Genomic DNA, 13650 nt, shown 5'->3' with positions numbered 1-13650 from the left:
TGTTACGGCATTTCGGCTGATTGCCGTAACAACTCGCCGTTTGCTTATTTCGGTGCTGCGGAGACGATATGCCTCGATATTTCCGTAATGCGAGAGGAATTTCATATTATGAAAACTCAAATTTGCATTTACGATATATTTGGCGCTGAGTGTGGATTGCATTGTATTCACCTCCAGATCTATTCTGATTTGAGTGCAAGCCCCTCGTAGTATCGAACAGAGTCGCCGTTCTCACTGTCTGTGTTCCGCTCGAACGTGACATAGTTCCCGAGGCGACGACCGAACCAAGGTTTGCTATCTGTATCAATTCCGTGAGCTTCAGCCCACTGCTCGTAGATATCGTAGACATCTCCGGCGGCTACTCTGCTTTGCGGGTCTTCAACGAGGTGTGTCTCTGCGAATCGCTCAACCACCGCCTCTGGATCATCAGCAATATCGTCAATCGATGGCTGAGGTGCCTGCTGGATATGGTCAGCCTGTTCTCCTGTCGTTTCTTCGCACTCACTTGTGGTGACGGTATCGAGTAAGGTGTCCATCGAGTACGTACCGTCGGTATCGTACACGACCGGGTCACCTTCCTCAGGGAGAATGACGATAGCGTACGACGTGGGGCTATAATCAGGTGTCTGGAGTTCGGCTTCGGGGACGAATGGCTTCTTGACACGCACCCAGTCGTCCTCGAACGCCGATTTCGTCTCGTAGATGTGTTGCTCACCGTGCTCGTATACGACGTACTCGTCGGCAGCGTGATCGTAGCTGTAGATGGCTGGAACACGATCTTTCGAGAGTTTTCCAAGCGACGGGAGGCGGATGTGTTCTGTCCCGCTGGCATCCCGAAGGACGATCTCTTCGCCATCACGTTGCCAGATGTTCTGGGTCCCGTTCTCGTCGTCGGTCGCCGGTCGCACGGCCGTTACTCCACCTTCTTCGGTTGCCCCGCCGTTGAACGTGAGATTCGAGTCAGTCGTGTAGAACCGAGTCTCACCATTCTGAAGGGTACGAACGGGTGGTGTGAGAATGCCGTCAACGCGCTTGGCCCACTCCGTTTCGTCGTTTCCTGGTCGAACGACAAACAGGGGGATATCCCCTGATGCTTGGGCTTTCCGGAGGTTCGTGAGTACCTTCGCGGGATTCTCGGGTGTTGTCGTTTCGACTTCGATAGCGAATCGGTCGTCAACGTCGGGGTGGCTCGCCCTCGCGTCAGGTTTCTCGCTGCCATCCTGTGCGAGAATCGAGACGGTAAAACCGAGTGCAGTGAGTTCTTCTTCGATCTGGCGGAGTGCTGCGTCGTGGGCACTCCCACCAGCGGCCTGCACGCCACCAGTATCGGGCGTAGCGACCTCCGCTCCGGCTTCAGTGAGCCGGATGCGGAGCTCGTCGGCGTCGATATCGACGGTCGTATCGAGGTATCGTGATCGTTCTCGGATGTCCGCGAGTGCATCATACGATGGCGGCTCGGCGTCGACGTCGTCGAAGAGCCGTCTGAGTTCGTCGTCAACTGCTTCGACAGCCACCCAGCCGTTCTCTTCACGGCAGCCCTCTCGAAGCTGGAGACTCCGAACCACCTTCGCAATCGCGATGTCCAGATCGTCACTCCCGATATCGAGCACCTCGTGTCCGTCGGTAGGTGGTCTCGTTGTTGAGGCGTCTGTTGCAGCCGGCACGCCGTGTTCGTTACTGATGTGCTCGTGCATCGAGGAGAGCGTCTCAGTGAACTCTTCCTCTTCACGCTCAGTGAGCGGGCATTCACTCTCGGGGTGCCCCGGTGGAATCGAGAGTGGTTCGAGACTGAACGGATACGGCCCCGTTTCACCGAACGTCGGGCTTGGCAGGCTAGCGATCCACTCTCCGCGCGGTAACGAACGAATCCGATTGGCGAAATCCGCGGGGTCCATTTCTTCGTGGGCCATCGCTCGCGCCAGCTCCCGGTCGACGTTGATTTTCCCGATAAGCGAACTGCCGATGTTGTTCAGGGCGTTCAGGTAGATTTTCCGCCCACCTTCGGCCTCCATCTGTTCGGGGAACTGCATCGACAGGCCGACAGAGAGGCGAAAGCCCCGCCCTTTCTCGAGGAGATCGTTCATGATGTCGGAGACCACGACCGACGCTGCCTCGTCGACGAGCAAGTTCACGACGTAGTCGTCCGGGTGCTCGGAGAGCGCCTGTTTGCGATCTTTGAGGGCTGCATCGAGATTGGTCAGGATCACACCGGTCATAATCCGGGCGGCGTCGTCGCGGAGGTCGCCCAGGTCGAAGAGGATGACCGTATCCTCGTCGAGGACATCCCGAAAGTCGAACTGGTTCTCGGTATTATTGAAGATCTGCCGCAGGTGCGTATCCTGTGAAATGTACGCAAGGCGGTTTCCGACACCGCCCATCACGTTCGCGAAGGTGTTCGAATCTAACTGGAGCTGCCGTCGAATCGTCCGAGTGACTTCCTCATCGCTCGACCGTGGGGCATCGCCGATGTTCTCGTTCGGTGGCCCGGCCTCCCAGAGCTGGTCGACGACGTGTTCTAGCTGTCGGTGGGCGAAGTAGTCCGTCGACGCTCGGTACAGCCCGTTCTCACGCCCGTATTCCTCGTCGAACAGTGTTTTGATGAGTGTCTTGATGAGAGTCGGGGCCACAGTCGCTCGCTCGTAGCGGTCGGTCCCCATCACGAGCTTCAAAATCTCTTCGTAGTGGTCGGCCTTCCGTTGGACGGCGTCTTCGCGGCGCCGTCCGCTCTCCATCGACGGTTCGAGATCGAAAAACGAGAACCCGGGGAGTACGTCCGGGATCGGGAAGTGGACGACGTTCTCTTCGAGGTCGGTCATTCCGAACCGACGCGCGTGAGCCCGCATATAATTCTGGGCCATGTCGTCGTTCTTCGGGATGATGAGGATCGTCGGTCCCTCGGTGTTGTCGTACAGCGACAGCATGTCGTTGATGAGGGCTTTCGACTTCCCAGAGCCGGTTGTTCCGAACCGGCCGTAATGAGTGGGCAGCAGTCCGGGTGGAATGTGTGTCGGCACGTCTTCGGCCTCGCCGTTGTCGTTGAGGGCGTACCCGATTGCCATCCCGTCTCGGAACTCGCTCATGAGGTCCTGGTGGGGACGGGGCAACGGATTCCGACTCTGCTGTTCCGCACGCGTTCCACGTGTCCCCTCGACAGTAAGCTGTTCCGAGGAGGGTACGAGTACGAAGTTCGCGAGTTCTCGGCCACTCAGGACGAACTCCGGTCGGGTCTTCCCACGGCCGGTCGTGATCTCACGATCCAAGAGTCGGTGGAGTGCGGATCGTGCGTGCTGTTCTTTCTTGGCCTGCCGCAAGCCGTTGTCGCGCAACCGTTCAGCCTCCACCTCGTAGTACGGCCCGTCAAGCGGGTCGAATACCGGGACAAGTGATTGCATTCGCTCATCGAGTTCACCGCGACCGTCGTCACCGGATGGAATCCCGATTGCTCGGATGTTCGCGGTGAACGACCGCTTCGGATTTTTCGCCTCGATTGCCGCGACACGTTTTGCAACCGCGTCGCTCAGCTGGTTTCTGTCCCGGCTCTCCGACTGATCGTTGAGTTCGAAGAGGGAGTCAATAATCTCCTGGGCGAGTGTGTCTCGACCGTCGATGACGTCCTCCTTGCGAAGATCGGCATCGGACTGCCAGCTCTCGCGTCGTTGGAAGACGACTTGGAACGCTACTGGTGCTGTCGCCTCCATCAGGTGGTCGACAAGCGACGCGAGCGCACCCCCTGGCTGATCGACCGCGGGGAGTTCTGCTTCGTCGTCGGCAGTAAATGGTGAGAGTGACGTCATCCAGTCCTGCTTCCGAGTTGCCGACCCTTGCCACCGCACGCCGAGTGGGGAGACGGTCTCGATCGCTGGCCGCGCGAGTATCGTCCCCTTCGATGTTACCGTTGGTTTGGCAAGCGTCGTGAGTGGCTCATCCTCGGGAATCGCATCTGGTGGGGCGAGTTCGAGGACAGTATCTTCGATTTCGATGAAGTGGTCGGCAGACTGATCGCCGACCGTTCCTCCATCCGCGACTGATTCGGCGTCCCCTGACCCCGCTTGACTGTTGTCGTCAGTGCCACTCTCGTATTGCTCGTCAGGGCCGAACTCGTACGTGAGCTCGCCTGACTCATAGTGCTCGACGAATGTCTCGCGGTCGAATTCGACAGGCTGTACGAGTCGGGATGCGATGTCGATCTCGGAACGCTCGATGTCGAACGTCTCTGGATAGATCGACCGGAGTCGTTTCTCAAGGGTATCCAGATGGTCGTCGGCACCGTAGTAGAATTCGACGGGGTCGTCTGCACCCTCGCTGAGCGCGAGGAATTCGAATCGTAGCGGTGTTTCGCTATGTAGAGGATTGAGTTTGTCAACTAGCCCTGCTGAGTCCGCTGAGGTCAGTTTGTGAAGACTTTCCAGTGCCTGCGGTAGACGCTCCGGATTGAGGCGTTCGGAGGTTGGCGTCACGCGAAGGTACTCACGCATCGTCGTCACCTCCCTCTGAGCCACCATCAGTCTCTGTTGGCGTCCGCTCAGGTGGAAGTTGTCCGTTGTCGGTCGTTCGGCTTTCAATGTCGTCCTGGAACGCCTGAACGTCCGCGTCCACAGCAATCTCGCCAGTACCGGGGAGCGAGGATCGCCGTTGCTCGGTTGGCTCGAAGTCGATAACCTCCTTCTCCTTGGGCATCGCTTTGACCTGGATGCCGCGCCACTCGCCGTCGACGCCGACCAGTGCCTCGGAGAAGCCCGCATCTTCGTTTCCGGGGACGGCATCTTGGACGAACCGCATCTGCGCGTAGTTCAGCCCGAACTCGTCGGCCCACTCTTCGTCCATCCCGTCGAGTCGATGGAACTGCTTGACCGCACACTGGTCGAGGATCGCTTCGGACTCAGCGTGCTCGAAGAACTCATCGACGGTCTGCGTGACCAGCCGAATCGAGAGATCGTGGTGGCGGTGGTGCCGGAACACCGTTTCGAGGAACGCCAAACTCGCGGCATCCTGCATAATGTAGCGTGCCTCGTCGATGTAGAACACGACCTCCTTGTCTGAGACCTTCGCCCGCTCGTACACCAGCGAGATCAACAGCTGCATCGTCAGCGCCGTGCTGCTGTCGACGCTGCCCTCCTGCTGGGCGAGATCGAGGTAAATGACCTTCTCGTCCCGGATGTCGAAGTCCGACGCCTGACCGAGATTGGCGTGGCGACCGTCGTCCTCGAAGGGGCGAAGCTGATCGAGCAACCACGTCGCGTCGTCCTTGATCTTCCCTGCCTCCTCGTCGGATCGGACGACGAACTCCTCGGGCTCGTCGACCATATCCTCGAAGACGTCCATCATGTCCCGGATGGTTGGACTCGGGTTGTCGTGCGTAGAGATGTCGTCGGTGATGCCCTTGCGCTGGTAGGCACGTTTGAGGGCGAGTTCGAGCGTGGTGCGGCGGTCACCCAGCGAGATGCCGCGGAGCGCGAAGAAGTTCGTGAGGAAGCTCATCGCGTCGTCGAGCTTCTCGTTGAACGGGCTCGCGTCCTCGCCCATCGCCCGCTGGACGTGTTCGGGTGTCTCTCGAATTTCCAGCGGATTCAGCCCGAGCGTCCCACCGACGGTGATGCGTTTGGCGTCGAGCGCCTCTGAGACGCCGGCCCAGTTGTTCAGGGGTTCGAGGATGATGCCGATGCGGTCCTTGCTCTGCTCGATGGAGCGGATGAAGTTTTGTTTGGAGCTGAACGACTTTCCGGAGCCCGTGTCGCCGACGGTGAACATCGCGTAGCCGTTGTCCCGGGCGAACGGGTCGATGACGACGGGGCTCTGGTTGTCCTTGTGAACCCCGAACTCGACGCCGCCCTCCTCGAGGATAGTCGCGTTATGCGGCGACGCGAGCAGTGCGCCAACGGCTCCACCGAGGGCGATGGATTCGCGACCGAACTCGTTGTCGCCAATGGGTGCGGCGGACTGGAGGGCAAGGTCCTGGCGACAGATCGCTGTCTTCGGCGTGAGGTTCGCTGGATCATCGCGGAGCGCACTCTTGACCTTCTGGACGGAGTCCCTGAGGTCGTCCTTGTCGTCAGCGCGAACCGTGACGAACATCCCCTGGTCGAAGACGTTCGCGCCGTTCTCGACGGCCTTGTACGTCGCTGCGGCATCGTTGGCGCGCTCTTGGAGATAGGCGCTCCGGATACTCTGTTCGAGGTCAGCGTCGACCTGAAGGTCGTCAGCGATGTCCTGCAGTTCGTTCCGGGCTCGCTCCTGATTTTTCGGCGTGATGTGCGCTGTGAGGTCGAACTCGACATCGGTCAGCTCGAAGAGGTCGCTCAGATACCCGTCGTTGGGGTAGTCGGCATAGTTAGCGATATACAGCGTCGTCGTCCACTGCTCGCCGACCCGTGCGGCTCGCGTTTCCCACTCGACAGCTCCGGGCGCGGTGACGGTCTTGTGCGACTCGGAGATATCATCGAGGAGTTGGCGTTCGGCCTCGCCTTCTTTGAGTGTCTCCTCGTCGAGGACATCCGTAAAGTCCACGTCTGGTTCATCATCCGCAGTGAAGCGGTCCCAGAGATGTTTGCTGCCGACACCGAGAACGAGGCCCACCAGGAGTGCAAGTACTGCACCCTCTGCTGGTGTCAGGTTCTGGAGCCACCCGGCGACGGGGCCAAGCGCGCCACCACCTGTCTGGAGGATCACGTTACGCATCGTGTGGGTCCTCCCGGCGCGAGTGGCCGATAATCGATTGGTCGCGAACGACACGCTCCGCCTCGTCGTAGTCGTGTTCGCGGCCGTTCCAGAAGTCCATATTCAGGACAAACAGCTCAACCGTGCTGAGCCGGCGTGCGGACCACCCCGACGCCTGCTGGATGAACTCGGAGCGAACGTCGTTGACGCGACTGTCGAGTTTCTCGAACATCTGGGCACGGCGCTCGACGTCGGTGAGGTCCTCGCGGCGGGTGACGAACGGGTTGAACAGGAACCCGATGACCGGGAACTGGGTCAGCTTCTCGGCGGGGGTGCCCTCGTCGCGGAAGCGGTCGTACACCTCTATCGGGCTGACTTCAACGCCGATGTAGTACCGAACCTGCTGGATGCCCCGGTCACGCATCTCCTTCGGACGTGTCTCCCGGTATTCTTCGAGGAGTTCCCGGAAGATCTGGTTTTCCGTGACGTCTTCGTCAGTGAGTCGATCCTCGATGGTCTCGGTGATCTGCTCCACCGGAAATGAACGGGTTGTGGCGTGAAGTTTGAGCTTCGAGTCCAGCTCTTTGTTGGCGAACTCTTCGCCTGCCTCCTGGAGCTGCGCCCAGTCGTCGGACATCGCGAAGTCCATGTTGGCTGGATCGATTTCGATGAACGCCTCCATCGCGCCGTCCTCACGCTGGATGGCACCAGCGCCTGGCCACGCTCGCTTGATGTTCGTGAGGTCCTGCGTTCGCTCGTCCGGCTTGAACGGCGTGTAGTTCGCGAGTCCACCCTCGTTCCGCTCTGACTCGTTGGTACTCGTGTCGGCTTCGGCGGGCGCACTGAACGTGACCTGAGGCCGCTTGAGGTACCGATAGACGTCTTTGGTCCACGTCCAGGCGTTCAGGTGGGTTGGTGAGACGTAGATGACGGCGACGCCAAAGCCAAGCCCGCCAGCGACGAACGGGAGGGCAAGCGACTCGATCCCGGTGAGGCCAGCGATAAACAGCCCAATAATGGGGAAGGCGATGAGCATGCCGACGTCCCCTTCCTCGATATTGAGATACGGGATGCGACTCTCCTCGCCGAACTGATCCATGATGCGCCGTGCGGCTGCGTCTTGATCTGCTGACATTGTTAGTGGATTCCTCGATCAAACTCCATTCCACGGTCGTCACTCGCCGATTCCGTTGTTGCTCCACCTGGGTCATTCTCCGTTCGGCGATACGACGGCGTACCACCATCGTCTCCTCCATGCCCACCGCGGGCAGCTGCTTTTTGCGCGACGGCGTGGCCGGCGGCGGCTTTTGGCCCCCATCGAGCGGCAGTCGTCGCGACGCCGGAGCCAGCGAGGTATCCACCGGCGGCGACACCGCCGACGAGTGCTGCGCCTTTCGTCGCACCGCCGACGACTTTGGCCGTCAATGGCGTCGCGTATTTGAACGTCTTCCACGTGATGTAGAGGGCAACAAGTGGGAGCGATGCGGCGACGAGGTATTTGAGGAACGCTGTTCCTGGCGTGAGTGTCCCACCGGAGTAGATCAAGTCGTATCCCTTGAGGATCATCGCGGCCGGGAGCGGGAGGACAGCCAACGGGACAAACCGTTTGCAGAACCCCATCGCGATATCGGATACGACCGGAATGTTTCCGTAGGCCAGTGCAATAGCGATCGGCATTCCGTACAGGTAGACATAAATCAGAATTATCCGGATGTAGAACAGCGCCTCCAGAGCCCACATTGAGATTCCACCAATCACGGCGAACAATAGCCCCAATCCGGGATTTGTAATGGCTGTTCCCAAGAACTGAAGCATTGCCGAGGCTACGGAGGAAAGCTCCGGCATCAGTGCAATGGTGAAGCCGTCGACGAGGTAGAGCGCGAGAGTTCCAACCCAATACCACGTAATGATTAGAAAGGCTCCGACCCAGGCCGTCTTCTTCGTTTTTCGGGCTTCGTAGGCACTTCCAATATTGAAGATCCGAACAGTGTGACGCCCCTGAACGCTCATTACGAGGAGCAAAAGGGCGATCAGCATAATTTCGCCGCCGATGAGAGCATCGTGAATCGCTGGCCAGGGTGCATTGGTTGGTTCACCGAAGACAAAGGCTCCATTCGTCTCTGGAGTCGGGGTTCCGAACATTCCCTCAGTCAAAGTCTCATACCCCGATCTGAGACCGTTCATAAACAGTCCGATGAACCAATCAACGACGCCCTTGATACCCTCAAGGACGACGTCAATGAGATCAACCATCGTCAGGCCTCCGTGATCGTGGCCTCACAGTCAGTCATCTCGTCAGATCCGGAGTACTGGACGTCGTAGGTACTCGTGACTCGATTTCCACTGACTCGGGTCTCGACGACAACCGTAAACTGGCCACTGTTACCGTCTGGGGAACACCCCATTCCGTCCTCACTCTCTGAACCGAACGGGAACGAATTACTGAACAGGTCGATTGTCTCGCCAGGGGAGACTACGACCTGATCAGCTTCGTATATCCCACTACCTCTGGGATTCTCAATTGGATTGGGAACGTCTCCCGAGAAAACCAGTTCAGTTATCGCTTCCGGGCCACTCCCTGTGTTCTCTACCGTGACGAAAGCCTCGCCATTCTTGATCCGGTCCGTCTCGCTCTCGCCATAGACTTCGTCCCACGGCTTATCTGGATTATTTCGATAGAGTCCAACATCCTGTATCTGAATCTCTGGACGGAGTTCAGTCGTGGTCTCAACTACTGTCTCCTCACCCTTCAACGCGAGTACGCGGTACTCACCAGACGCATACGCGGTGCCGATCTCGAACGAGACCTGTTGAGCACCCGCAGCTACGTCACGCTTCCCGAATAGCTCGCCGTTCGGTTGGATGAGGTTGACTTGGTCGACGTCGGCCTCTTCGGAGAGTTCGACGACGAGTGTTGTCCCCTCGACAGTAATACGCGTGAGTGGGCCGTTTCCATCTGGAGAGGTCGTTCCGTCACTAGGCGTCCCAGAACCGCCATTGTCGTTCAGACAACCAGCGACGCTTACGAGCGCAGCACCTGCGACTGTTCGGAGGGCGGTTCGCCGACTGATGTGTGGGTGGTTTCTAGTCATGGACTATGGGTTCCGTTGGAAGATGTCTTCTGGACCAAGCATTCGGAGGAGCCGCTTGCCTGCGTAGAACATCACAATAAACGGGATGAGCTGCCAGCCGACCTCGAGAATGAACGCGAACCAACCGGCAATGGTGCCGAGCGGATGCCACCGAGCAGTTGCCGTCGCACTCACATACGCGGGGTTGTGCCCGAGCCACGAGCCTGGGTGGTACCGAGCCGTGTAGATGCCCGGCTCGTCGATCGTCACGATCGTTACCCCGGAGGCGTTGGTCTCGACGCGTTGCTCCGCGATGGTGATGTAGCCGTTGCGAGTGTTCCCGCCGATTGGATATCGTCGGTCGGGATCGCTGAGCACGATTGGGGCGCCGGTATCGTTGTCCCGGAGTTCGATGCGGAGTGTGGCCTGGCTTTCGTTCTGCCGGAGAACCTCAACAGTCAGATTACTGCGCCGGAGCTGCCGCTCAGAGCCAGCATCAGGTGCCACAATCGAGGCATTCACACCCCGTACGATCCCCGCAACTTGGAGCGCGTCGCGGTCGACTGTCTCGGCACGAACTGCGACGCCGTACGTCGTCGTGTACGACTGGTTGACGATGTCGATGTTGATGTTCTCGCCGATAGTTCCGTCCGGAGACGGTCGGTCAGTGCCCCAGGTGTCGATAATCTCTGGGCCATCGCGAACTGGTTCAGCCCTCGGGCCGATTCGCGACGGGAACGCGTGAACATAGACTGGAATCGCATCCGACTCGACGGTGGCGCTGTCGGTCCGGTTCGACCGGACGAGCGTGTCCCAGTTGGTGTTGCGGGCCGTGTAAAACCGCCAGACGCCACGCACTCGTGCGCTTCCATTCTCCGTGAGCGTGTACCCCTGCCACGGGCGGGACTGGAAGATAGCCACACCAGCGTCGCCATTGGGATACTCGGCGTAGTAGGGATACGCCGAGAGGTCGTAGATCTCGACGGCGATCGAATCGGAAACGTTGCGTGATTCCGTCCGATAGGTGACGTCGACGTCCGTCTGATTGCCGTGGTTAGTTCGGGTGGTCTTCTTTAGACGGACGCTGATCTCCGCTTCGAGCGTGAGATTCGCGCTCCAGTCATCTTCGATCCGGTAATCGAGAGCGGGCGTATGGGTCCCGTCCTGCGTCGCGATGGTCTCCCCGTTCTTCTTCAACCGGACTTCTTCGATCTCGTGCTCCGTGAGAGACCACGAGATAGTCGTGTTGCCGGAGGAACTCCCGTTGGGCACGCGAACCCGGTAATCAACGAATCCGCGCATCGTCCCATTCGGCGCGATGTACAACGGTGTCCCTCCGGACTCCAGGTGTCCTCGGGTAGAGGGTTGGACCGCGAAGATGGTGGCGTGGGCATCCTCGATGAAGACACCGTCCTCAAGGTCCGCGTGCTGCGGATGCATGGAAGTATCTGCTCCGCCAGCGTCGAGGTCCTCGAAGTCGTTCCGCGTCCACGTTGCCGCAGTCTCCGGCGGCCGTTTGAACGTGATATCCGTCCCGTTTGCTACTTGATGGACAGCGGAACGGTCCTCGCCGTATCGCTGCTGGTACTCCTCCTGGCTGATGTAGTTGTCCGCGTCGCGAGACCACAGCGTCGCTGATTCATTCGCAGTGAGTCCATTCCCCTCCGTACCTGGCCGTGGCGGGCTTGCAGTAACGAGACCCGTGACTAGGCCCGTCACGAACAGGGCGGCCATTAGCACGGAGAGCTCTCGTTGTTTCATGGGGGCTTGCGACGGGGGCGGTAGTCGCCTACCAGGGGGCGAGGTCGACGCACTGCGCCAGCGGGAGGTTCATCATCGACCCGGCAACGGTGTAGAGTGGTCCAAGGGCGACGAGGACGACCGTAGACTTCATCGCCGACCGCTTGTGACGCTTGAGCCCCTTCTTTTGGTCGGGCGTGATCGTGAACATCTCGATGAGGGAGTCGGCCTGCCACACGACCGCGAGGCCGACAATACCCAGCGCCGTGGTAAGCTGGAAGAAGCCCTCGATCATGCTGGGGAGGTTGTCTGCGCTACAGACGGCGTTCGTCTGTGCGGCGGCGGGTTCCACAGCGAACAGGCTCAGGACGACGACGATGAACACAGCTTGCCTGGGAAGCCTACTCGATGCTGTCGGCTGACTTTCGGCGCGATTCGGGGCCGTCTCGGAGGGCGTATTGTCCTGTGACATAGCGGGTTACTCCTCTGCGTCGTCGACGAGTGCTTTCAGATCAGCGTAGCGGTTGGTCTCGTCGACGATCTCGTCTTTCGTGTAGCCCTGTTCGCGGGCCCGTTCGAAGAGATCTCGAAGCTCGTCAGGGTCGACGTCGCGAAGCTCCATCTCGTCTCGGAGGGCGCGCCGATAGAGGGCGGAACCGTTGATATGGCTGTTCCACGTCAGATACAGATCATCGATGTCTTCGATGGTGACTGCCCGTGTGATCATATGTGCGGGGTGGGTATGCACCGGTTGAGCCCCGGTCCATGGTGGTGCGATAGCTAGAAGATCGGTATATGCTTTCTGGCTACCAACTGGCGCAAAATTCTAAAGTAAATTATAATCGGAGAGCTCGTTCACCTTGCAAGGAAACTATTAACCAACAATGGGGTTAGCTGCGGTTGACTGTTGGTTAAGGTTGGTATGGCACTCTATTCGAGTTCCACGACGTCTCCACGCCCGTTGTCGAGGATTTCTCGCACCTCGGCCAAGAACTCTTGACCTTCCTCGTGGAGCCTTGTGCCTTCATCGAGGTCACACTCGTCCGCATCGAGCTGCTCAATGATTTCCTCGACACGGCTCAGCCGATCGTGGATCTCTTGGTCGTTTGCCACGCTCAGATCACCCCCAGCCACAGTCCGGTAATGACCAACAACAGCAACAGCAGCACAGCGATTGCGGCCTTGTAGTAGATCGGCGGAACCCCCTCAGGTGCGGCCGCCTCGTCGACTGCTTCGACGAGTTCCTGTTCGTGTTCGTGCTCCTGCTGGAAAGTTTCGTACGCAGCCTCGAGTTGCTGCTCCAGCGGTTCGACCTCACTCGCAAGGAACTCCTCGCGAGAACTCACGATATACTCGCCGGCGGCCGTCGGCGTGATCGTCGCGACATCCGCCACCTGATCAGCGATTAGCTGGTCATCAGTGTGCCCAATTGCGGTGATGATCGGCGTGTTCGCGGTGAAGATCGCCTCCGCGACCCGCTCGGTGTTGAAGGCTTGGAGGTTCGAATCACTCCCGCCGCCGCGACCGACGATGATCGCGTCGACGTCCTCGGAGCGGTCGAGGTGGTGGATGCCGTTCGCGATGGACGTCGGCGCCTCCGATCCCTGGACAGTCGCGTCCTTCACCAGGATATCGGCGGTGGGGTCCTGCTCGTGGATCGCGTTCTGGATGTCGTACTGGGCGTCCCCCCGGAGAGAAGTGACGACGCCGACCCGCTCCGGGAACGCCGGTGGTTGTTGTTTCTGCTCGTCGTCGAACCAGCCACGCTCTTCGAGTTCGCTTCGCAGTCGCTCGACTGCGGCCGCCTGGTCGCCGTCGCCGACGACGATCACTTCCCACGGTTTGAGGTCGATTTTCCCACCTTCGACCCAGTAGTCGATATCGCCCTCGAGGATGACCTCGGTGCCGTCTTCGAGCTCGGCGTCCATATCCCGGTAGCGGTTCGCCCAAATCATACAGGGGAGTTCAGCGTCGCCGTCGGTGAGCGTGAAGTAGAGCGCCGTACTGTTCTGGTGGAGGTCAGTGACTTCGCCAATACCGCGGACACCGTTGAGGGCAGGCATCTCCTCGACGATAGATGCAATCCGGTCGTTCAGCTGTGACACGGTGAGGACCTCTCTCGCATCGGGTTCGACCGCCTGCCGTTCGGTTTCCGGTGCGTCCGCCATCTCCGTCTACTAACTCT

Annotated in this window: 10 protein-coding genes; all 10 read right to left on the bottom strand. The window is 59.4% G+C overall.

The window, feature by feature from the left end; translation table 11 throughout:
- Nucleotides 1–179 precede the first annotated feature (179 nt).
- Entirely contained in the window at nt 180–4475 is a 4296-nt protein-coding gene (locus M0R89_RS21935; RefSeq protein WP_248653105.1) for a type IV secretory system conjugative DNA transfer family protein, read from the bottom strand.
- Nucleotides 4468–6675: a VirB4 family type IV secretion system protein gene (locus tag M0R89_RS21930; protein ID WP_248653104.1), complete on the bottom strand. Its 2208-nt coding sequence runs from the start codon at nt 6673–6675 to the stop codon at nt 4468–4470. Before M0R89_RS21930 ends, M0R89_RS21935 begins: the two co-directional genes overlap by 8 nt.
- Nucleotides 6668–7789: a TraC-like domain-containing protein gene (locus M0R89_RS21925; protein ID WP_248653103.1), complete on the bottom strand. Its 1122-nt coding sequence runs from the start codon at nt 7787–7789 to the stop codon at nt 6668–6670. Before M0R89_RS21925 ends, M0R89_RS21930 begins: the two co-directional genes overlap by 8 nt.
- 2 nt (nt 7790–7791) lie before the next feature.
- A complete protein-coding gene (locus M0R89_RS21920) occupies nt 7792–8907 on the bottom strand; it encodes a TrbL/VirB6 family protein (protein WP_248653102.1) in 1116 nt (371 codons plus the stop codon).
- A 2-nt stretch (nt 8908–8909) separates the two neighbouring features.
- Nucleotides 8910–9746: a hypothetical protein gene (locus tag M0R89_RS21915; protein ID WP_248653101.1), complete on the bottom strand. Its 837-nt coding sequence runs from the start codon at nt 9744–9746 to the stop codon at nt 8910–8912.
- A 3-nt stretch (nt 9747–9749) separates the two neighbouring features.
- A complete protein-coding gene (locus M0R89_RS21910) occupies nt 9750–11486 on the bottom strand; it encodes a DUF8186 domain-containing protein (protein ID WP_248653100.1) in 1737 nt (578 codons plus the stop codon).
- 28 nt (nt 11487–11514) lie between these two features.
- The gene (locus M0R89_RS21905) at nt 11515–11937 is read right to left on the bottom strand and encodes a DUF7985 family protein (protein WP_248653099.1); all 423 of its coding nucleotides are present in this window, start codon (nt 11935–11937) and stop codon (nt 11515–11517) included.
- A gap of 6 nt (nt 11938–11943) precedes the next feature.
- A complete protein-coding gene (locus M0R89_RS21900; RefSeq protein WP_049987855.1) occupies nt 11944–12192 on the bottom strand; it encodes a hypothetical protein in 249 nt (82 codons plus the stop codon).
- A 203-nt stretch (nt 12193–12395) separates the two neighbouring features.
- On the bottom strand, nt 12396–12578 hold the full coding sequence (gene xseB / locus M0R89_RS21895) for an exodeoxyribonuclease VII small subunit (RefSeq protein WP_248653098.1): 183 nt from the start codon (nt 12576–12578) through the stop codon (nt 12396–12398).
- Between the two features lie 2 nt (nt 12579–12580).
- Nucleotides 12581–13633 carry an exodeoxyribonuclease VII large subunit gene (xseA, locus tag M0R89_RS21890; RefSeq protein ID WP_248653097.1) on the bottom strand — a complete coding sequence of 351 codons (1053 nt, stop codon included), beginning with the start codon at nt 13631–13633 and terminating at the stop codon, nt 12581–12583.
- Nucleotides 13634–13650 lie beyond the last annotated feature (17 nt).

The sequence above is a fragment of the Halorussus limi genome, assembly GCF_023238205.1.
GTDB classification, from domain to species: Archaea; Halobacteriota; Halobacteria; order Halobacteriales; family Haladaptataceae; genus Halorussus; species Halorussus limi.
Note: the sequence above shows the minus strand (reverse complement) of the source record. Positions and strands in the feature narration are given on the sequence as shown.